This window comes from Deinococcus multiflagellatus (assembly GCF_020166415.1).
Classification (GTDB): domain Bacteria; phylum Deinococcota; class Deinococci; order Deinococcales; family Deinococcaceae; genus Deinococcus; species Deinococcus multiflagellatus.
Window position 1 is genome coordinate 124,928 of the sequence record NZ_JAIQXV010000010.1, and the last position, 18,990, is coordinate 143,917.

Here is an 18,990-nt window from a genome sequence, read left to right on the forward strand (position 1 = left end):
AACCACTGGGGCCAGTGGCGGGTGACGTTGGGTGCCGCTCCCCTGGGCAGCACAGGCGCTGTGCAGGAGGGGGCGGGGCCGCGGTCCAGCTGCGCCCGTGCCGCACGGACGCGGTTCGGTGGCCGGAGCCCCTGGTCCGCGTTCCCTGCCTTCCCGTGCTACGCCCGCTCGTCCTGTGGCTGCGCCAGGCGCAGCGCCGCGGCGTGCAGCATCTGCACCCCCGTTTCCAGGCTGGTTTCGTCAATGGTGAAGCGGGGGTGGTGGTGCGGCCAGCGGCTGTCGGCCTCGTCGCTGCCCGCGCCCACGTTGAAGTACGCGCCGGGGGCCTTTTCCAGGTAGGCGCTGAAGTCCTCGCCGCCCATCGTGGGTTTGGCCTCGCGGAAGCGCTCCTCGCCCACCACGTCCAGGGCCACCTCGCGCAGCTGCGCCGCCACCCAGTCGGTGTTGATCAGCGGGCGGTAGCCGAACTCGTAGCGCAGCTCGTACTCGGCGCCGTGGGCCGCGCAGATGCCCTTCACTACGCGCTCGATCAGCTGGGGCGCGCGCTCGCGCAGGCCAGGGTCAAAGGTGCGCACGGTGCCCATCAGCTCGGCGCTGTCGGGAATGACGTTGTGGGTGGTGCCGCTGACAAACTTGGTGACGCTGACCACCAGGGCGTCCTGGGCGGCCACCATGCGGCTCACCACATGCTGCAGGTTGGTCACCACCTGCGCGCCCACGGCGATAGGGTCCACGGTCTCTTCGGGGTGCGCGCCGTGGCCGCCCTTGCCGCGAATGGTCAGCTCAATGGTGTCGGGCGCCGCCATAAAGGCCCCGGCCTTGACCGCCACCACCCCGGCGGGCAGCTGGCTGTTCAGGTGCAGCCCGGTGACCACATCCACGCCGTCCATCAGCGGCGTCTCCATGACCAGCTCCTCGGCGCCGCCGGGCCCGATTTCCTCGGCGTGCTGGAAGATCATGCGCACCTCGCCGGGCACCGTTTCTGGGTGTTCGGCGAGCAGTTTGGCCACGCCCAGCAGGATGGCCGTGTGGCCGTCGTGCCCGCAGGCGTGCATGACGCCGGGGCGCGTGGAGGCGAACTCGAAGCGGTTTTCCTCATGGATGGGCAGGGCGTCAATATCGGCGCGCAGCAGCACGGTGCGCCCGGGTTGGCCGCCCTTCAGGACCGCGAGCACGCTGGTGGCGGTGGGCCGCGTGACCGTCAGGCCCGGCATCTTCTTCAGCTCGGCCTCGATGAACGCGGCGGTCTCGTGCTCGTGAAAGCCGACCTCGGGATGCATGTGCAGGTGTCGCCGCCACGCCACAAGCTGCTCGCGCAGGCCTGCAGCCCTGTCCTGGGTTGCCGTCATGCCCCAGCCTACCGCGCCGGACACGCCGTTTTCTGCCCGCCCAGCGACCATTCCGCCATGCCGGACATGGCAGGGTGGGCCCCAGGTCATACGGAACTCAGGTGAGCCGAAGGCGAGGGGCGAGCGGAACGAACACGAGAACATCCGGGACGACGGCGATGGAAAAGCACCCCTGCGCTCTTCCCAATATGCTTTGGAATCAGAGGCGGCCCGTATCAGAGACCGAACAGGCCACCCAGACCCTAAAGGCCGCGCACGACCTGGAACGGGCCGCGGCGCATCTGCGCGTGGCCGCTGCCCACCTGCAGGCAGCCGAAGTGCCCCGGTATGCCGCGCAGCTGGCGGGCCGGGGCCACCTGTTGCGTGCCCACACCGTGCTGGACGGTTTGGCTGTGGCCCGCGCCGCCCACAGCCACCTGCTCACCGATGAAGGGTATTGAGTGGCCCTTCAGCAACTTTGCAGCCGCGTCTGTCGTACTGGCAGACATGAAGACCCGCACCCGCTCCAAAGGCAAACTTGGTCTGCTGCTGACGGTGGCGCCCATCGCCCTGGAACTGCTGGCCCTGGCCCGCAAATCGCAGCGCAAGACCAAGTACACCAAGGCCCGCAAGCGCGACCGCGCCCTGGATTTCCTGCTGGACCGCGCCCAGCGCAAACTGCGCGGCAAGCCCCAGCGCCGTTGGTTCTAACCTCCAGTCCTAGCCCCCACGTGGCCTCCTGCCCAGCGCAGCGAGGCCACTTCGCTGTGGGTCAGCGCCACACCGCTGTGCTGTGCTTCTGGCCGTGTTCGCCCCCGCCCCGCAAGCTCAACCGCAGCAAGGCGTGCAGTTCCGCGCCCGGGCGGCTGCCAAGATGGCCGCGATGGACCTGCGCAGTGGACGGGCCTTCTGGCCCCTGACGAATGGGCTGATGTACACCTACCCGCCCCTGGCGGCCCCCGAACAGGCGGACGTGCTGGTGATTGGCGCGGGCATCACCGGGGCCCTGCTGGCCGACGCCCTGAGCGAGGCGGGCCTGGACACCGTGGTGCTGGACCGCCGCGACGCAGGCTTTGGCAGCACCAGTGCCAGCACCGCCCTGTTGCAGTACGAGATCGACACCAATCTGGTGGACCTGAGCGCCATGATTGGCCGCGCCGACGCCGAACGCGCCTACCACCTGTGCCGGGACGCCATTGACCGGGTGCGCGCCCTGACCGCCGGGCTGTCCGACGACTGCGGCTTCCGGGCGCGCGGCAGTCTGTACTACGCCAGCACGAGAAAAGACGCCCGGATGCTGCGCGAGGAACACGCCGCGCGCACCCGCGCCGGGCTGGCGGTGGAGCACCTGGACGCCCGGGAACTGAAAGCCCGCTTTGGCATCCAGGCCCCCGCCGCGCTCTTCAGCCGCGACGGCGCCGAGGTGGACCCCTACCGCCTGACCCAGCAGCTGCTGCAGCGGGCGCTGACCCGGGGCGCGCGGGTATACGACCGTACTGCCGTGACCCGGCTGGACGGGGGCCGCACCTGGACCGCCCACACCGACCGGGGCGTGCCCGTGCGGGCCCACTGGGTGGTGGTGGCCACCGGCTACGAGGCCGAGACCTTTCTGGGCCGCCGTCTGGCCCAGCTGAAAAACTCCTACGCCCTGGCCACCGAGCCCATTGCCCAGGCGGGCGGCGAACTGTGGCCGGGGGGCTGCCTGATCTGGGAAACCGCCCGCCCCTACCTGTACGCCCGCACCACCCAGGACGGCCGCGTGGTGGTTGGCGGCGAGGACGACCCCCACCACAGCCCCGCCCGCCGCGAGCGCAGCCTGCCGCGCAAGCAGCGCCGACTGGAGCGCCGCCTGGAACGGCTGCTGCCCCACCTGAAGCCCGAGGTGGCCTTTGCCTGGGCCGGCACCTTTGGCGAAACCCAGGACGGTCTGGCCTACATTGGCCCCAAAACGAACGGTGAGCGGCTGCTGTTCGCCCTGGGCTACGGCGGCAACGGCATCACCTATTCCGTGCAGGCCGCCCGGCTGCTCACGGCGCACATTCAGGGCCAGGCGGCGGACGACCTGCGGCTGTTCCGGCTGGACCGGTCAGCAGGTCGAGGAGTCTAAAAGTCCAGTGGTCGAGAGGCTCACCATGCTCGACCCCTCAACCCCTGGACGCCTCAACTGGGCCCTTAGCGCTGGTACGCCACTGTCCCGCCCACCACCGTCAGCAGGGGCCAGCCCTTCAGGGTTTCACCGGCCCAGGGGGTGAACTTCGCCTTGCTCTTGAATTCGGCCGGGTTGACGGGGCGTTCGGTCTCCAGGTCCAGCACCACCAGATCAGCGGGGGCGCCCGCGTCCAGGGTGGGTTCGGACCAGCCCATCACGCGCGCAGGCGCAGCTGTGAACAGGTCCACCAGCTTCTCCAGGCCCAGCGCCTCGCCAAAGCGGGTGTACATCAGCGGAAACGCCAGCTCGATGTACGCGATGCCGCTGGGGGCGTCCAGCAGGTCACGTTCCTTTTCGGCGCGGGTGTGGGGCGCGTGGTCGGTGGCGAGGCAGTCCACGCTGCCATCTTTCAGGCCTTCAAGCAGATGGTCGGCATCGGCCTGGGTGCGCAGGGGCGGCGCCACCTTGTAAATCGCGTCAAAGCTGCGCAGCGCCTCGTCGGTCAGGGTGAGGTGGTGGGGGCAGACCTCGCAGGTCACCGGCAGGCCACGCGCCTTGGCCCCCCGCACCAGATCCAGCGCGCGGGCGGTGGAGAGGTGCTGGATGTGCAGCCGGGCCGGGCGGCCCTGGGCGTGCAGTTCCGCCACGATTTCAATGTCGCGGGCCACGCGTGCCGCTTCGGCGGCCGCCGGGTTGCCGGGCAGGCCCAGCGCCTCGCTGACGGGGCCCTCGTTCATCACGCCGTCGGCGCGCAGAGAAGCGTCTTCGGCATGCACCGAAACGATCATGCCCAGGCTGCCGGCCGTTTCTAGGCCCAGGCGCAGGGTCCGGGCGTTCTCGTTCGTGCGCCCATCGTCGGTGAACATCGCCGCGCCTGCGTCTTTCAGGTAGCCCAGTTCGGCCAGGGTGTCGCCCTGCTGCCCCCTGGTCAGGGCCGCCGCCGGCTTCAGGCGCGCCAGGCCCAGGCCCGCCGCCTTCTCGATCAGGGTGCGCACGGTCGCCGGGTCATCTACCACGGGGCTGGTGTTGGGCATAGAGACCACCGTGCCGTAACCGCCGGCCGCCGCTGCCGCCAGCCCGGAGGCCAGGTCTTCTTTTTCCGTCTGGCCGGGTTCGCGCAGGTGGGCGTGGGGTTCGATGAGCGCCGGGGCCACGGTGCCGCCCTGTCCGTCCAGCACCTGGCCTTCTTCGGGCAAGTTCCAGCCTTTGATAACGCCGTTTTCGATGGTGACCGATTCCGTCTTGTCCGAACCGACGCGCTTGATATTGGTGATGGTGATGGTCATGGGGTCTCCTGAGAAGCAAGAGGGCTTGAATCGGGGTAGAGATAAACCTGTTGAGTTTCGGCGTCCCAGGCACAGAACTGGCCCGTCCTGACGGTGCCCAGATCCAGGTAGACCACGCCATTGGCGAGGTCAACGACCGGGGCTTTCTGGGGGGCATGGCCGTGCACGGAATAGCGGAGGGCTGGAAAAAAGGCCGTGGGCAGCGGGTGGAGGCCAAGCGCCGGTGTGTCCAGTAGATACCCACGGTCAAGCAGCTCGTCGGCGCTGCGGCCCAAGCTGGGGCGCGCGGCGTGGGCGCAGAGCATGTCCTCTTCCACGTAATAGGGCCGGGCCAGCTGGGCGAAGCGCTCAATGTCAGCCACCAGCTCCGGCAGCCCCTCTCCGTGGGCTTCGTACTGCTGCAGAAGCGCGGCCTCTTCGCGCTCAAACCACGCGTCGCGGGCGGCCCCTGATAGCGCGGCGCCTTCCTTCCAGACCCAGTCTTCGTGGTTGCCCCAGAGCAGGACCGCCCGGCCAGCCGTGGCCCAGGCCAGCGCCCGTTTGAGGCACGCACGGGAATCCGGGCCCCGGTGAATCAGGTCACCCAGCAGAATGAAATGCCGGCCAGGAAAGAGGGCCTCGGCCCAGTCCAGGAACTGGGGACAACCATGCACGTCGGGGAGGACGACAGAGCGCTGCGGTGTTCGGGTCATGTCGCCTCCTGGCGCCCGAGGCCAGAGTGAGTCTCAGCGCTCCTCATAGTCCAGTGGAGTCTCGCAGGGGTAACCGCCCCAGGTCAGCGGGGTATACGTATACGCCACCGCCCGCTGCAGGGTGCTGTCTGCCACCTGACTCAGCGTGAAGTGGATGGTGGGCGTGAAGGGTTGTCCTGGCAGTGGAGACTGGGCCTTTGCCCAGCTCACGCGGCACTGCTTGAAAGTCAGTACGCGGTCACTCTTCACGCCCAGCCGCGTGCAGGTCACAGGTTTGCCGTCATGACCCGCTGCCTCTGTGGCAGTGGCCATGCGGGAGAGCAGCGTTTCATACGCGGTCTCCCAGTCGCTCTGAACCACCTGCGCGCCCCCGGCTCCCGCCCGAATCCGCACCCGCTGGCCCCGGTACTTGTCCAGCACCACGGTCCAGACCTCACCGTTGCGGCGGGCCACCGTGTTGGCTTGCTGGGCAAAGAGCTTCGCGACCTCCTGCGGCCCGGCGCGGTAGGTGCGGCTACAGAGCGTTTCTACCACGACCGGGCAGGCCGCACCCATACGGAGGCCGTTCAGCGCGCGCTCAGCGCTCATCATGGCGGGGCTCCGGTAGGGGGGCGAACAGGCCAGCGCCACACTCTGGGTCAGCAGCAGCAGGGCAAGCAGATGACGCATAGGTTTCCTCCTAGCGGAAATCCGCTTTGCGGAACGGCGCGCCGCCGTGGCAGCTGCCGCCATCTGGGGCATACCACGAATAGCGGCCTGGGGGCAGGCTGGCGTCGGCCTGGAGCACCGTGAAATCGAAGGTGCGCGGCCAGCCGTCTGCGGCCGGGGTCCAGCGGCAGTCACGCACCTCTAGGCCCGGACCGCCCAGCCCCGCCAGCCCGCAGGTCCACCACAGGGCCGACCAGCGCGAAGCGCGGTTCAGGCGTTCGGTCACGCGCTCGTAAGCGGTTTGCCGGTCAGTGGTGATCGCCACGCTGCCGCCCGGCACCGCACGAATCTGCGTGTCCTGGCCGTAGCGCACCGATTCGGTGAGGTGCCACACGCTGCCCTGCTGGCGCAGACTGTCCGCCGGGAGCGGCGCCCCCGCAAACAACGTGCTGGCTTCGCGGGCCACCGTCAGGCGCAGTTCGGCCACCTGGGCCGGGGCCAGCCGGTAGGCGGTGCAGGCCGCGCCAAGCTGCCCCGCACACGCGGCGCTGTCCACCCGTGCGGCGTCCAGCGCGGCCTGCGCCTGGGTCAGGGCGGCGCTGGGGGGCACCGGACTGCAGGCCCCGGCCCCACTGTGCAGGGCCGCCAGCAGCAGAGCCGCGCGCCGCACCGTTATTCCCGGCCCACCAGCAGGTGGTACAGCACACTCATGCGGATGGCCTGCCCGTTTTCCACCTGTTTCAGGATGCGGCTCCTCTTTCCGTCGGCGGCCTCCCCGCTGATTTCCAGGTCGCGGTTCATGGGGCCAGGGTGCAGGACAATTGCGCCGCTTTCGGCTTCGGCCATCAGGCGTTCGTTCACTTGATAGGTGTCGGCGTACTCCTGCAGGCTGCCCAGGAAACCGCCCTGCATCCGCTCGCGCTGCAGCCGCAGGGCCATCACCGCGTGGGCGCCGCGCACGGCCTCGCGTGGGTCGGTGGTCAGGGTCACGCCGGGCAGGGCCGCCAGCCCTGCGGGCAGCAGGGTGGCCGGGCCGCACAGGACCACCTTGGCGCCCAGCTTGGGCAGCAGTTCAGCGTTGCTGCGGGCCACGCGGCTGTGGCGCACGTCACCCAGAATCGCCACCGTTTTGCCTTCCAGGCTGCCGTATTCCTGGCGAATGGTGTAGGCGTCCAGCAGAGCCTGGGTGGGGTGCGCGCGGCGGCCGTCGCCCGCGTTGATCACCGGCTTGCCGCTGTACTTGGCCACCAGATGCGCCGCCCCCGAGGCGTGGTGCCGCACGATATAGGCGTCCACCTTGTACGAGGTCAGCACTTCCAGGGTGTCACGCAGGCTCTCGCCCTTGTTCACGCTGCTGGCCCCCGCTGCAAAGGTCAGCACGTCGGCGCTCATGCGCCGGGCGGCCAGTTCAAAGGAGGTGCGGGTGCGGGTGGAGTTCTCGAAAAACGCGTTGCAGACGGTCAGGCCCTGCAGCGCGGGCACCTTTTTCACCGGACGGTCCAGCACCTGCAGCATGGTGTCGGCGTTGTCCAGAATGGCGGTTAGGCGTTCGGGGCTCCAGTCCTGAAAGTCCAGCAGGTTGCGCGGGCGCGGGCCCATGCTCACGGGGGCGTTCATCGCAGCGCCTCCATGTCCCACAGTTCCACGCTGTCCACGCCGTCGGTTTCCTGGACCTTCACCTTCACGACCTCGTGCGCGGCGGTCGGCAGGTTCTTGCCCACGTAGTCGGCGCGGATGGGCAGTTCGCGGTGGCCCCGGTCCACCAGCACCGCCAGCTGAATGCCGGCCGGTCGCCCCAGGTCAATCAATGCGTCCAGAGCGGCTCGCACGGTGCGGCCGGTGTACAGCACGTCGTCCACCAGCACCACGCGGCGGTCACGCAGGTCAAAGGGCACCTGCGTCTCGCGGATGATCGGCTGCTGCGCCACCTCCGACAGATCGTCGCGGTACAGGGTGATGTCCAGCATCCCGGTGGGCACGTCCACGCCTTCCAGTTCGCTGAGTTTCTGCGCGAGGCGGGCGGCCAGTGGAATGCCGCGCGTGTGCACGCCGATCAAGGCCAATGCTTGCGCGCCCTTGTTGCGCTCAATGATCTCGTGGGCAATGCGCGTCAGGGCGCGCCGGACCTCGTCGGCGGTCAGAATCGTGGCCTTGGGGGTCATGCGCCCTTCCCGGCAAGCATGAAAAAAACGCCGCTCAGCGCAGGCTGACGGCTCTGGGTGTGGTGGTGCATGGGGGCTCCTTCTCCTGCCTCACGGGGCGGGTGCAGCCTCACGGGACTGCTGGGAAAGGACGAAAGTGGAGGTTGTAAGGGGGCGCGCCGGGGCAAGGCCCGCACAGCCTGGGGAAGTGTACACCGCCCCGGGGGGCCTGTCATGCCGCTACCCCCAGCCCGTCCTGCATCACCCTTCTTAAGGCGCACTAAACTTGACAACAAAGCACTCAGGTTTTACTATATGGGCAGTTAAGCGCGAGGGCCATCCGGGCTGTGCCGGCCGCGCGCTTTCATCCCCAAGGAGGTACGTGCATGATGCGATTTGATCCTTTCCGCGAGATTGAAGAACTGACCCAGCGCATGGACCGCGCCTTCGGCCAAGTGAACTCGGCCCCCACCCGCTTTGCCCCCCCGGTGGACGTGCATGAAGACGAGCAGGGTCTGGAACTGGTGCTGGACCTGCCCGGCATCCGGCCTGACGCCCTGCAGATCGAAGCCGAGAACCAGACCCTGACCGTGCAGGCCACCCGCGCCTATGACCGCAAAGAAGGCCGCACCGCCCACCGTGTGGAGCGCGCCTACGGCACCCTGGCCCGCACCTTCAGCGTGCCCGCCAAGTACGACCTCACCAAGGTCGAGGCCGATTTCGAGCACGGCACCCTGACCATCCGCGTGCCGCGCAGCGAAGCCGCCCAGAAGCGCACCGTGCAGGTCCGCACCGGCAAGGTGCTGGAGCAGGAGAGCAGCGCGAACGCGTAAGGCAACAAAGGAGCGAGCCCAGGGCTCGCTTTTTTGTTGCGGAAGGAGGGAGTGGTGAGTGGGAAGTGGAGAGGGATGCTTTTCCCCACTTCCCACTTTCCATTTACTCTCCCTCGCGCACCGCTTCCAGCAACTCCTGGGTCACCTTCAGCGCTGCCGGGCCCAGGGGGGCGCGCGTGACCCCCAGCAGGGTGCCCAGCTTCTCGCGGCGGGCGGGGGTGAGGTTGAGCCAGCGGCGCAGGTCGTCTCGGTGGGTGCGGGCGGTTTCGTCGCGCAGGTAGCGCACGGCGCCGTCGTAGTAGCCCGCCTGAAAGGCCGCGCGGGCCCGGCGTTCCTGGTCCAGCAGGCCCAGGCCGCGCGTGGCGAGCAGCACCCGGCGCGCTTCGTCCTCGCCGCCAAAGCAGTACAGCGATTCCAGGCGGTACACCGCCTTGGGAAAGCGCAGCCCCGCCGAGGCCCGCCACGCGTGGGGCAGGCGAATCTCGAATTCCGGCCACAGGTGCAGGTGGGTCAGCAGCGCCGGGTACAGCAGATTCAGCGCCAGTTGCCGGGCGTCGGCCAGGGCCAGCAGCTGTTCCTGCACGCCGTGGCCGGGGCCGGTGTGGGCGGCGCGCGCCTCGTCCAGGGCCGCCCCGGCTGCCCCCAGCAGGTCGGCGCGGTGGGCGGCGCGCTGCGCGTCACTGAGGTTCCACAGGGTGCGCTGAATGCGGCTGTAGTGTCCGGTGGGGTCGTACAGCACGCGGCTGGTGGCCAGCAGGGCCAGCGGGGCTTCCTGCCGGGCCAGGTCCCAGTCGCGCCACGCCTCAAGCTTTTCGTAGGGAAAGCGTTCGGTGAGCACCCCGGCGCGGTGATCGGTCTGCGGCGCGTCCAGGCCGCGCTCAAAGGTGACGAAGGTGGGCACGCTGCCGGCCCAGGCGAACTCGGTGCCGTAGCTGCCCGCCTGGGCCACGGCGCGCACCTTGCGGTCGGCCATCAGCCGCTCCCCGATGCGTTCCGGGCTCTGCCGTTCTGAACTGCGCGCTTCTCCGGTCACCTGATCCCCTTTGCTGCTTGGCTTCTGCCTGGCCCTGCTCTGAGTGGGGGGCCGCGCCCTGGCCGCCGCGCCTAGGACATGCGGCGGGCCACCACGCTGAGGGCGCCCTGCACGCGCTCGCCCACGCGCACCGCAGGCTCATGGTTCGCCGGGAGGTGCAGCAGCGCCACGCCGCCTTCCTCCAGAAACGCGGCCTTATGTCCGGCGCGCACCTCGTCACCCTCGCGCGTGAACGAGGTGCCGCGCAGCCCCGCGCCCGGCGCCACCAGGGTCAGGGTGACTGGGCCCGCCTCTGCGTGCGTGACCGCCACCAGCCGCTCGTTTTCCAGTGGCCCGCGCCGGGTCAGCAGGTCGGCCGGACGGCCACTCAGCAGGCCCAGCGCCTCGGCGGCACCGATAAGCGGCACGTTGGTGCGTGAGCCGACATGCTGCGCAAACGTGACCCGGCCACTGCAGGGCTGGTACACGTAATGCACGTCCAGCGGCCCCACGAACACCGCGATGAGCCAGCCGTCACGCGCCTCTGGGGTGCCCAGCAGGCCGGCGGCGTCCACGGGCGGCTCACCCGTAATCTGGCCGCCCTCCACGCGGCGCACCGCGCAGACCACGCCGTCGGCCGGGCTCAGCACCTCGCCGGGGGCTGTGGGCGGCAGGCGCACTGGATCACGAAAACGGAACACGCTGCGGAGGTACCACGCCCCCGCAGCGGCGGCCAGCAGGGGCAGGGCAGAACGCGCGCGCATGGCGCTCAGTGTAGCCGGGGCCGTCCCCGGCGCGTGTTTATGGAGACTGGAGAATCTGCACGCTCTGCAGCAGGTCCGCCCCGGCCCCGGCAATGGGCCCCGCGTTGTTGTAGGTGCGCGTCAGCCGGTCGAGCACGTCCTGCCCCGACAGTACGCGCCCAAACACCGTGTAGCCGCCACTCAGGAAGTCGGCGGGGGCCACCGTGATGAAAAACTGGCTGCCCTGCGAATTCAGGCTCTGGGCGCGCGCCATGCCCAGCACCCCGGCGCGGTCAAAACGCAGGCCGTTGTTGACCTCCGCCGCGAACTGGTAGCCGGGCCCGCCGGTGCCCCACTGCGCCTTCTTGCCCTCATCGGCGCTGAGGGGATCACCGCCCTGGGCCATGAAGCCGTCTATGACGCGGTGAAAGCGGGTGCCGTCGTAAAAGCGGTTCAGGGCCAGGAACACGAAGTTGTTCACCGCCACAGGCGACGCTTTGGGCAGCAACTCCACCGTCACGTCGCCCCGGCTGGTTTTCAGAATGGCGCGGTACTGCTTCGCCGGGTCAATCACCTGCGTGGGCGGCGCGCTGAAGGTGCGCACCGGCGTGGCCGACAGGGACGACACCACCGTGAAGCTCTGCACTGGGGCCGGGGCCGGCGTGGGCGCCGTGCCCACCGGGGCCGGCCTGACCTGCTGCGACTGGGTGGTGGCCGGCGCACAAGCCGCCAGCAGTCCACTGAGGGCCAGGGTGAGGGACAAGGCAGAAGGACGCATGGGCCCAGTGTTCCACGGGGAAGATGAGAGCGGGGAGAGGAGGGTGTAGGGAGTGGGGGGTGGTGAGTGGGAAAAGATTGGGGGGCAGGGGGCGGGGTGCGGGATGCGGGAAGAGAAGGGTGTGGGGCGTGGGTTGTGGGGTGTGGGAACAGATGGGGGTGGGCGGGTGTGATGGTCTGGACGCCCTCTCACCCCCAGCCCCTCTCTGCGGCGCAGCTCTGCGAGTCCCACGAGGGGAGAGGGGAGCAGAGCCCTTCAATCTGTTCAAAAGTAGAACCTTCTGGGCCGCACCAAGGCGGCCTGCCCTCCTACCGCCCGGGTCCAGACGAAGCCGTCGTGCGCGTAGCGCGCGGGCGTCCGACGATGGGCGGAGGCGGACCACAGCGTACGACGCGGGGCGAAGGCAAGCCGCCGCACACCGTCAGTCAACGTTTGCCGAGCGCAGCGACTGCTCCCCCTGCCCCTCTGGGGTAGGGGGCTGGGGGGTGGGGCAAATATGAGCAATGAGCCACCCCGGGCTGCCGCCCCACAGCAGGCCACAGGGAAGCGGCAAACCCAGCCCACCTCCGCCCACCCCCTCATTCCAACGGCAAACTCGTCGTGTCCTTCTCCTGCTTCACCACAATCGTACTCGCCGTATTCCTCACCCCCGGAATCGCCGCCAGCGTGTTCACCAGAAAATGCTGGTAGGCGTCCAGATCCGGCACGCAGACCTTGAGCAGGTAATCAATGTCCCCCAGGCACAGGAAGCATTCCAGCACCTCGGGCCGCTCCTGCATTCGCTTGGCAAAGCCTTCAAAGCCCGCCTTGGTCTGCTTGTCCAGCGTGACGCGCACAATGACCATCAGTTCGCGGCCCACCAGTTTGGGGTCCAGCAGGGCCACGTAGCGCTGAATCACGCCCTCTTCTTCTAGCCGCCGCACCCGGCGCAGCGTGGGGGCCGGGGTCAGGCCGATCTCGTCGGCCAGTTCGGTATTGGGAATGCGGGCGTCCCGCTGCAGGATGCTCAGAATCTGTCGGTCAATGGCGTCCAGCGTGCTTTGCGACATGATAAGGCGTAGTGTGCCATAGCGGCGCAACCCTGTTGCGGACATAGGGGGTTTTCTGGCCGGTGCTGGCAATCGCGCGCAGGGCTTTCCCTGTTAATCTTGCGTTGAAGTTCAGCCATATTCAGTGCCGGCGGGCCCAGGTCCGCGCGGGCCAAGCGAGGTTAGGTCATGCAGATCGGACTCCCGAAAGAAATCAAGGTCAAAGAAAACCGTGTGGCGCTGACGCCCGGCGGCGTCGCCACCCTGGTGCGCCGTGGGCACAGCGTGGTGGTGCAGCAGGGTGCGGGCGTGGGCAGCGGCATTGCCGACCAGGAATACGTGGACGCCGGGGCCACCCTGGGCAGCGCCGACGACACCTGGGCCGCCGAAATGGTCGTGAAGGTCAAAGAGCCCATTGCCAGCGAGTACAAGTACCTGCGCCCGGACCTGCTGCTCTTTACCTACCTGCACCTCGCCGCCGACCGGCCGCTGACCGACGCGCTGCTGCAAAGCGGCACCACCGGCGTGGCCTACGAAACCGTGCAGCTGGACGACGGCAGCCTGCCCCTCCTGACCCCCATGAGCGAAGTGGCCGGCCGCCTGAGCGTGCAGGCCGGCGCCTACCACCTGCAAAAGCCCGTGGGCGGACGCGGCGTGCTGCTGGGCGGCGTGCCCGGCGTGCAGCCTGGGCATGTGACCATCATCGGTGGCGGCGTGGTGGGTACGAACGCGGCCAAGATGGCGATGGGCCTGGGCGCCAAGGTGACCATTCTGGATGTGTCGCAGCGCCGGCTTGCCTACCTGGACGACGTGTTCTTCGGCAAGCTCACCACCATGATGAGCAGCGAGGCCAACATCCGCGCCCTGCTGCCTGACACGGACCTGCTGATCGGCGGCGTGCTGATTCCTGGCGCCAAGGCCCCGCACCTCGTCACGCGCGACATGCTGGGCCTGATGCCCGAAGGTAGCGTCATCGTGGACGTGGCAGTGGACCAGGGCGGCTGCGTGGAAACCATTCACGCCACCACCCACGACGACCCGGTGTACACGGTGGACGGCGTCATTCACTACGGCGTGGCGAACATGCCCGGCGCCGTGCCGCGCACCAGCACCTTCGCCCTGACGAACCAGACGCTGCCGTATGCGCTGCTGCTGGCCGACCACGGTGTGGCGGCGCTGGGCAAGAACAAGGCGCTGGGGCTGGGGCTGAATACGCACCAGGGCAAGCTGACGTATCAGGGGGTGGCCGAGGCGTTTGATCTGGCGTATGTGGCGCCGGAAGCGGCGTTGGCGTAATTGGAAGGCGTTGGGCGTTCCCCGCTGGCTGGGCTGGTGGGGGCGCTTTTTTGTTGATGCTGTGGATGTTGCCCCTTGCCCCACCCCCCCAGCCCCCCATCCCCAGAGGGGACGGGGGGAGCGGCGCTGCGCTGGCAAACGTTGACTGACGGTTCGGGGTGGCTCGGCTTCGCCCCGCGTCGTACGCCGTGGTCCGCCTCCGCCCATCGTCGTACGCCCGCGCGCTTCGCGCACGACGGCTTCGTCTGGACCTGGGCGGGAGAGGGGCAAAGGGTCTTGGTGCGGCCCAGAAGGTTCTACTTTTGAACAGATTGAAGGGCTTTGCTCCCCTCTCCCCTCGTGGGAGAGGGCCTTGCGCAGCAAGGGGTGAGGGGGCGTCCAGACCACCCCACCCGCCCACCGCCCACCCCCATCTGTTCCCACCCCCCACAACCCACGCCCCACACCCTTCTCTTCCCGCATCCCGCACCCCGCCCCCTGCCCCCCAATCTTTTCCCACTTCCCACTCACCACCCCCCACATCCCCACAAAGTCACCCGTCCCTCCCCCTCCGGGCGTACCCTGCACCTATGCTTTCCCGCCCCAGTTCCATGTCCGTGACGGCCAGTGCCGGTGGCCGCCGCCCCAAGGGGGACCCCCGGCAGTTGCGGCGGCTGCTGGCGTATGCCCGGCCCTACCGCGCGCTGTTCGTGCTGGGGGTGCTGGCGACCCTGGTGGCCAGTGGCCTGAATCTGGCGTTTCCAGCGCTGTTCGGGCAACTCATTGACGCCTCGTTCTTGAAGGTGGGCAGCACCGACACCGGGCCGCTGGACCGCACCGTGCTGGGGCTGCTGGGCATTTTTGCCTTGTCGGCGCTGTTTGGGGCGGCGCAGTCGTACCTGCTGGCGCGCGTGGGGGCAGGCGTGGTGGCGGACCTGCGCCGGGCGCTGTTCTCGCACCTGCTGACCCTCTCGCCGCGCTTTTTTGGGGACCACAAAACCGGCGACCTCACCAGCCGCCTCACCGCCGATGTGGGCACTGTGCAGGGGGTGACCAGTTCCGCGCTGGCGCAGCTGGCGGCGCAGACGGTCAGCCTGATCGGGGCCGTGATCCTGCTGGTGACCACCAGCCCGCGCCTGAGCCTGCTCACCCTGGCGGTGATTCCGCTGGTGATCGGCACCGCGTTCATGATCGGGCGCCGCATTCGCCGGGTCAGCCGCGAGGTGCAGGACGCGGTGGCAGGCGCCAACGCCAGTGCCGAGGAAGCCATCAGTGGCGTGCGGGTGGTGCAGAGCTTCACCGCCGAGGGCCTGGAGCGCGAACGCTACGGCCAGGGGGTGCGCCTGAGCTTTCTGGCCGCCCTGAAACGCGCGCAGCTGCAGGCCCTGATGGCCGGCACCATGAGCTTCCTGACCTTCGGGTCGCTGGCCCTGGTGCTGTGGTACGGCGGGCGGCAGGTGATGGCGGGGGCCATGACGCCCGGCAACCTCGTGACCTTTCTGATCTACGCGCTGCAGGTGGGCGGCACCGTGGCGGCCCTGACCGGGATTTTCAACCAGTTTCAGGAGGCGCTGGGCGCTTCGGGGCGCATCTTCGAGCTGCTGGACGAACGCAGCGACCTGCCCCAGCCGGCCACCCCCGCCCCCCTGAAGCGCGCCGAGGGCCGCGTGAGCTTTGAAGCCGTGCAGTTTGCCTACGAGGGCGCCCCGGTGCTGCGTGACCTGAACCTGGAGGTGCCCGCCGGGCAGGTGGTGGCGCTGGTGGGACCCAGCGGGGCCGGCAAAACCACACTGGTGAACCTGATTCCCCGCTTCTGGGACGTCACGGGCGGCACCCTGAAGGTGGACGGGCAGGACGTGCGCACCTACGCCCTGGCCGACCTGCGCGCCCAGGTGGGGCTGGTGCCGCAGGAAACCCTGCTGTTTTCGGGCACCATCCGCGAGAACATTCTCTATGGCCGCCCCGGCGCCCGCCCCGACGAGGTAGAGGCCGCCGCCCGCGCCGCCAACGCGCACGAGTTCATCATGGGCTTTGAACACGGCTACGAGACAGTGGTGGGCGAGCGCGGGGTCAAGCTGTCCGGCGGGCAGCGCCAGCGGGTCGCCATTGCCCGCGCGCTGCTGAAAGACCCCCGCATCCTGATTCTGGACGAAGCCACCAGCGCGCTGGACAACGAATCCGAGGCCCTGGTGCAGGCCGCCCTGGAACGCCTGATGCAGGGCCGCACCACCTTCGTGATCGCCCACCGCCTCAGCACCATTCGCAACGCGGACCGCATCATCGTGATGGACGGCGGGCGCATCGTGGAGGACGGCCCCCACGCCGAGTTGCTGGCCAAGGGCGGCCTGTACCGCGACCTGTACGAACTGCAGTTCCGCGCTGAGCAGGAGGGCCGGGCCGAGTTGCTGGAAACCGCGCCGCTGTCGTCCTGAGGGCGAATTGGGAAAGGGGGGAGAGGGCGGTGCAGCTCTCTCCCCCTTCTGGTGGAGGGCAGCCGAAGCCTGGGCCGGTACGCTGGGGCATGGTGGTTGCCTTGCCCGCTGCGCCGGTGCACCTGACCCAGCTGAACGTGCCGTTTCCCGGTGGGACGGTGGTGACGGTGCGCGCCTCGCCGAACACGGACTACTACGCCTGGGAGCATAAACAGACGCTGTATGCCCCAGGCCGCAGGGCAGCGGCTGTGCTGTTCTGCTGGGAATCCCTGCGCTTCACCGGCTGCGAGGTGATGCTCGCGCGGCCTGGGCAGCTCACGCGCGCCCTGCCAGACAGCAACGTGTGCACCCTGCTGTGGACCCCGGATGGGCGTTTTCTGCTGGGCGGCGGTTTTAATACGCTGCGGCTGTGGAATCCCTCAGGCGGCATGCGGACGGCTGTTCTCACACCAGGGAGCCGGCACAACGAGCCGCCCCTGGCGCTGTCGTTGAAGGCGGGCGTGTTGTGCGTTCAGTCGTCCCGCATCGCCGCGCGCTATACCCTGCCGGCCCTGCAGCGGCTTCCTGGTGCCTGCCCCTAAGCCCTGATCTCGGCAGGTGACTCCATCCTCACCCGGGCACGCGGCACAATGCGCGCTATGGAACAACGGGCGTTTGGCGACACGGGCCTGAAAGTCAGCGTGCTGGGCCTGGGCGCGGGGCAGGTGGGAGCAGAGCACCTCAGCGAGGACGAAGCGGGCACGCTGCTCAACCGCGCCGTGGACCGGGGCATCACCCTGATTGACACGGCGCGCGGCTACGGGCTCAGCGAGGAGCGCATTGGCCGCCACCTCGCCTCCCGCCGCCACGACTTCATCCTCAGCACCAAGGGCGGCTACGGGGCCGAGGGCGCCGAGGACTGGACCCCGCAGGCCATTCGCCTGGGGATCGAGCAGGCCCTGACCCGGCTGCGCAGCGACTGGATTGATATTTTTCACCTGCATTCCTGCCCCGCCGATGTGCTGCGCCACGAGGATCTGCTGCAGGCGCTGGACGATGCGCGCTCGGCGGGCCTGATTCGCGTGGTGGCCTACAGCGGCGAGAACGAGGCGCTGGCTGGGGCCATCAGCTCCGGGCGCTTTGACAGCGTGGAAACCAGCGTGAACCTGGCCGACCAGTTCAGCCGCCGCCAGCTGCTGCCCGCCGCCACCGAGCGCGGCCTGGGCGTGATCGCCAAGCGGCCCATTGCCAACGCGGCGTGGCGCTTCACCGCGCGCCCAGTGGGCGACTACGCCGAAACGTACTGGGAACGGCTGCAGGTGCTGAACCTGAACGCGGTCCGCGAAGCCACCGGGCTGGACTGGGACGCCTTTGCGCTGCGCTTCGCGGCGTATTCGCCGGGGGTCCATAGCGCCATCGTGGGCACGGCGAACATCGAAAACCTGGAGCGGAACGTGCGCCTGGTCGAAGAAGGTCCGCTGCCCCTGGACGCCCTGACGCATATTGAGGCCGCCTGGACCGAACACGGCCTGGAATGGGGCGGAGAAGTCTAGGCGCAAGTGCGGCGGCGCGGCGGGCGGCCGGCTGTTAGGCTGGGCGTCATGTTGCGTTCTGTTCTTGTGGCTGCCCTCCTCCTTCTGCCCTCCGCTGCCCTGGCGGGCGGCGCGCAAAATGCCCAGCCCCGCACCGTGGCGCCCTTCGGCGCCCCCCGCGTGCTGGCGGCCAACTCGCCGGTCAAACCCGGGCAGACCTGGATTCTCAGTGGCACCACGGCCAGCGGCCAGAAGGTCAGCCGCCAGATCGTGCTGAGCAAGAAGGCCCCCACCTGGGACGACGGCTGGGACTTTGACGGCGACGTGGGCCCCTTTTCCTACAACCCCGAGGACGGCACCATCTTCGCCGGTGACGTGATGACCGGCATGATGAATGACGGCGACATGCTGGCCTGCTTTGGCTTTCTGAAGGGCATGGTGGGTGGCGGCGCCCTGCTGGCCGGCTCGCTGGACGAGATCAGCGCCGAGCTGGAAAAACTGGATGAAGACCTGCCCGATCCCAAAAGCGCCGAGGAAGCCGTGGCGATCATGCGCGGCGCTGGCGTGAAAGTGGGCACCTGCACCCTGACACTGAAGAAGTAAGAGCCTGCGCCCCGGTGACAGCGCTGCTCATCTGGGATTTTGACGGCACGCTGGCGCATCGGCCCGGCCTCTGGAGCGGCGCGCTGTTGGACGTCCTGAATGCACAGCAGCCTGGACATGGCATAACACGCGAAATGCTGCGGCCAGGGCTGGCACAGGGCTTTCGCTGGCATCGCCCGGACATGGAGCATCGTCGCCATCGCGCTGCGCAGGACTGGTGGGCTGAGCTGAATCCTGTGTTTGTTGAGGCCTACGTTCGGGCTGGCCTGAGCAGGGCGGATGCAGCAGCGCTTGCGCCATGTGTGCGCGCCGCTTACCTCACGCCAAGCGCGTGGCAGTTGTACCCCGAAACACAGGCGGTCTTGCCCCTGCTGCAGGAGAGGGGCTGGCACCATGTTGTGCTCAGCAACCATGTTCCAGAACTGGGCAAGTTGCTGGACATCCTGGGTCTAACCCCACTGCTGGACGCTGTGTACACCTCGGCCGTGCTGGGGTGGGAGAAACCTCACCCCAGGGCATTCCAGGCCGTTC

At 68.7% G+C, this 18,990-nt stretch carries 21 protein-coding genes; 10 read left to right on the forward strand and 11 right to left on the reverse strand.

All coding sequences use genetic code 11. The annotated features are described in order from the left end of the window. Positions 1–158: 158 nt before the first annotated feature. Entirely contained in the window at positions 159–1,349 is a 1,191-nt protein-coding gene (locus K7W41_RS13125) for a M20 family metallopeptidase (protein ID WP_224609259.1), read from the reverse strand. Between the two features lie 188 nt (positions 1,350–1,537). Between K7W41_RS13125 and K7W41_RS13130 the strand changes: the two genes are divergently transcribed. The 3 genes from K7W41_RS13130 to K7W41_RS13140 all read left to right on the forward strand — a co-directional run bounded on the left by K7W41_RS13130 (position 1,538) and on the right by K7W41_RS13140 (position 3,435). Further along, complete coding sequence (locus tag K7W41_RS13130) at positions 1,538–1,789, forward strand: hypothetical protein (RefSeq protein WP_224609262.1); 252 nt, start codon at positions 1,538–1,540, stop codon at positions 1,787–1,789. Between the two features lie 46 nt (positions 1,790–1,835). Further along, entirely contained in the window at positions 1,836–2,039 is a 204-nt protein-coding gene (locus K7W41_RS13135) for a hypothetical protein (protein ID WP_224609265.1), read from the forward strand. Positions 2,040–2,133: 94 nt separating this feature from the next. Further along, complete coding sequence (locus K7W41_RS13140) at positions 2,134–3,435, forward strand: NAD(P)/FAD-dependent oxidoreductase (protein ID WP_224609268.1); 1,302 nt, start codon at positions 2,134–2,136, stop codon at positions 3,433–3,435. Between the two features lie 65 nt (positions 3,436–3,500). Here the strand turns inward: K7W41_RS13140 and K7W41_RS13145 are convergent, their stop codons facing one another. Genes K7W41_RS13145 through pyrR form a run of 6 tightly spaced genes read right to left on the reverse strand, consistent with a single transcriptional unit; the run spans position 3,501 to position 8,265 of the window. After that, positions 3,501–4,763: a dihydroorotase gene (locus tag K7W41_RS13145; protein ID WP_224609271.1), complete on the reverse strand. Its 1,263-nt coding sequence runs from the start codon at positions 4,761–4,763 to the stop codon at positions 3,501–3,503. Continuing rightward, entirely contained in the window at positions 4,760–5,455 is a 696-nt protein-coding gene (locus tag K7W41_RS13150) for a metallophosphoesterase (protein ID WP_224609273.1), read from the reverse strand. The genes K7W41_RS13145 and K7W41_RS13150 overlap by 4 nt, the downstream gene beginning before the upstream one ends. A 33-nt stretch (positions 5,456–5,488) precedes the next feature. Continuing rightward, positions 5,489–6,124: a hypothetical protein gene (locus tag K7W41_RS13155; RefSeq protein WP_224609276.1), complete on the reverse strand. Its 636-nt coding sequence runs from the start codon at positions 6,122–6,124 to the stop codon at positions 5,489–5,491. 10 nt (positions 6,125–6,134) lie between these two features. Further along, positions 6,135–6,773, reverse strand: coding sequence for a hypothetical protein (locus tag K7W41_RS13160; protein ID WP_224609279.1), 639 nt, complete (start codon positions 6,771–6,773; stop codon positions 6,135–6,137). A 2-nt stretch (positions 6,774–6,775) separates the two neighbouring features. After that, the gene (locus K7W41_RS13165) at positions 6,776–7,720 is read right to left on the reverse strand and encodes an aspartate carbamoyltransferase catalytic subunit (RefSeq protein ID WP_224609283.1); all 945 of its coding nucleotides are present in this window, start codon (positions 7,718–7,720) and stop codon (positions 6,776–6,778) included. After that, positions 7,717–8,265: a bifunctional pyr operon transcriptional regulator/uracil phosphoribosyltransferase PyrR gene (gene pyrR / locus K7W41_RS13170; protein ID WP_224609286.1), complete on the reverse strand. Its 549-nt coding sequence runs from the start codon at positions 8,263–8,265 to the stop codon at positions 7,717–7,719. Before pyrR ends, K7W41_RS13165 begins: the two co-directional genes overlap by 4 nt. Positions 8,266–8,630: 365 nt before the next feature. On the opposite strand from pyrR, the gene K7W41_RS13175 reads away from it, so the two are divergent. Continuing rightward, positions 8,631–9,077: an Hsp20/alpha crystallin family protein gene (locus K7W41_RS13175; protein ID WP_221089949.1), complete on the forward strand. Its 447-nt coding sequence runs from the start codon at positions 8,631–8,633 to the stop codon at positions 9,075–9,077. 103 nt (positions 9,078–9,180) lie between these two features. On the opposite strand, the gene K7W41_RS13180 is transcribed toward K7W41_RS13175, so the two are convergent. From K7W41_RS13180 to K7W41_RS13195, 4 genes are all read right to left on the reverse strand, one after another. Further along, positions 9,181–10,050 (reverse strand): hypothetical protein, encoded by an 870-nt coding sequence (locus K7W41_RS13180; protein WP_224609326.1) that lies wholly within the window; start codon positions 10,048–10,050, stop codon positions 9,181–9,183. Between the two features lie 131 nt (positions 10,051–10,181). Next, positions 10,182–10,853: a phosphatidylserine decarboxylase gene (locus K7W41_RS13185; protein ID WP_224609289.1), complete on the reverse strand. Its 672-nt coding sequence runs from the start codon at positions 10,851–10,853 to the stop codon at positions 10,182–10,184. A gap of 37 nt (positions 10,854–10,890) precedes the next feature. Continuing rightward, positions 10,891–11,610 carry a peptidylprolyl isomerase gene (locus K7W41_RS13190; protein WP_224609292.1) on the reverse strand — a complete coding sequence of 240 codons (720 nt, stop codon included), beginning with the start codon at positions 11,608–11,610 and terminating at the stop codon, positions 10,891–10,893. A gap of 578 nt (positions 11,611–12,188) precedes the next feature. Continuing rightward, a complete protein-coding gene (locus tag K7W41_RS13195; RefSeq protein ID WP_224609295.1) occupies positions 12,189–12,659 on the reverse strand; it encodes an Lrp/AsnC family transcriptional regulator in 471 nt (156 codons plus the stop codon). A gap of 168 nt (positions 12,660–12,827) precedes the next feature. Here K7W41_RS13195 and ald point away from each other — a divergent pair, with 168 nt between their 5' ends. From ald to K7W41_RS13225, 6 genes are all read left to right on the forward strand, one after another. Further along, positions 12,828–13,934: an alanine dehydrogenase gene (gene ald, locus K7W41_RS13200; protein ID WP_224609297.1), complete on the forward strand. Its 1,107-nt coding sequence runs from the start codon at positions 12,828–12,830 to the stop codon at positions 13,932–13,934. A gap of 569 nt (positions 13,935–14,503) precedes the next feature. Beyond that, positions 14,504–16,345 carry an ABC transporter ATP-binding protein gene (locus tag K7W41_RS13205; RefSeq protein WP_224609298.1) on the forward strand — a complete coding sequence of 614 codons (1,842 nt, stop codon included), beginning with the start codon at positions 14,504–14,506 and terminating at the stop codon, positions 16,343–16,345. A gap of 89 nt (positions 16,346–16,434) precedes the next feature. After that, positions 16,435–16,926: a hypothetical protein gene (locus K7W41_RS13210; RefSeq protein WP_224609301.1), complete on the forward strand. Its 492-nt coding sequence runs from the start codon at positions 16,435–16,437 to the stop codon at positions 16,924–16,926. A gap of 57 nt (positions 16,927–16,983) precedes the next feature. Further along, positions 16,984–17,877 carry an aldo/keto reductase gene (locus K7W41_RS13215; RefSeq protein ID WP_224609303.1) on the forward strand — a complete coding sequence of 298 codons (894 nt, stop codon included), beginning with the start codon at positions 16,984–16,986 and terminating at the stop codon, positions 17,875–17,877. Between the two features lie 48 nt (positions 17,878–17,925). Next, on the forward strand, positions 17,926–18,459 hold the full coding sequence (locus tag K7W41_RS13220; protein WP_224609305.1) for a hypothetical protein: 534 nt from the start codon (positions 17,926–17,928) through the stop codon (positions 18,457–18,459). Between the two features lie 14 nt (positions 18,460–18,473). Beyond that, positions 18,474–18,990, forward strand: a 517-nt coding sequence (locus K7W41_RS13225) for an HAD family hydrolase (protein ID WP_224609309.1), incomplete at its 3' end; no start/stop codon positions are given.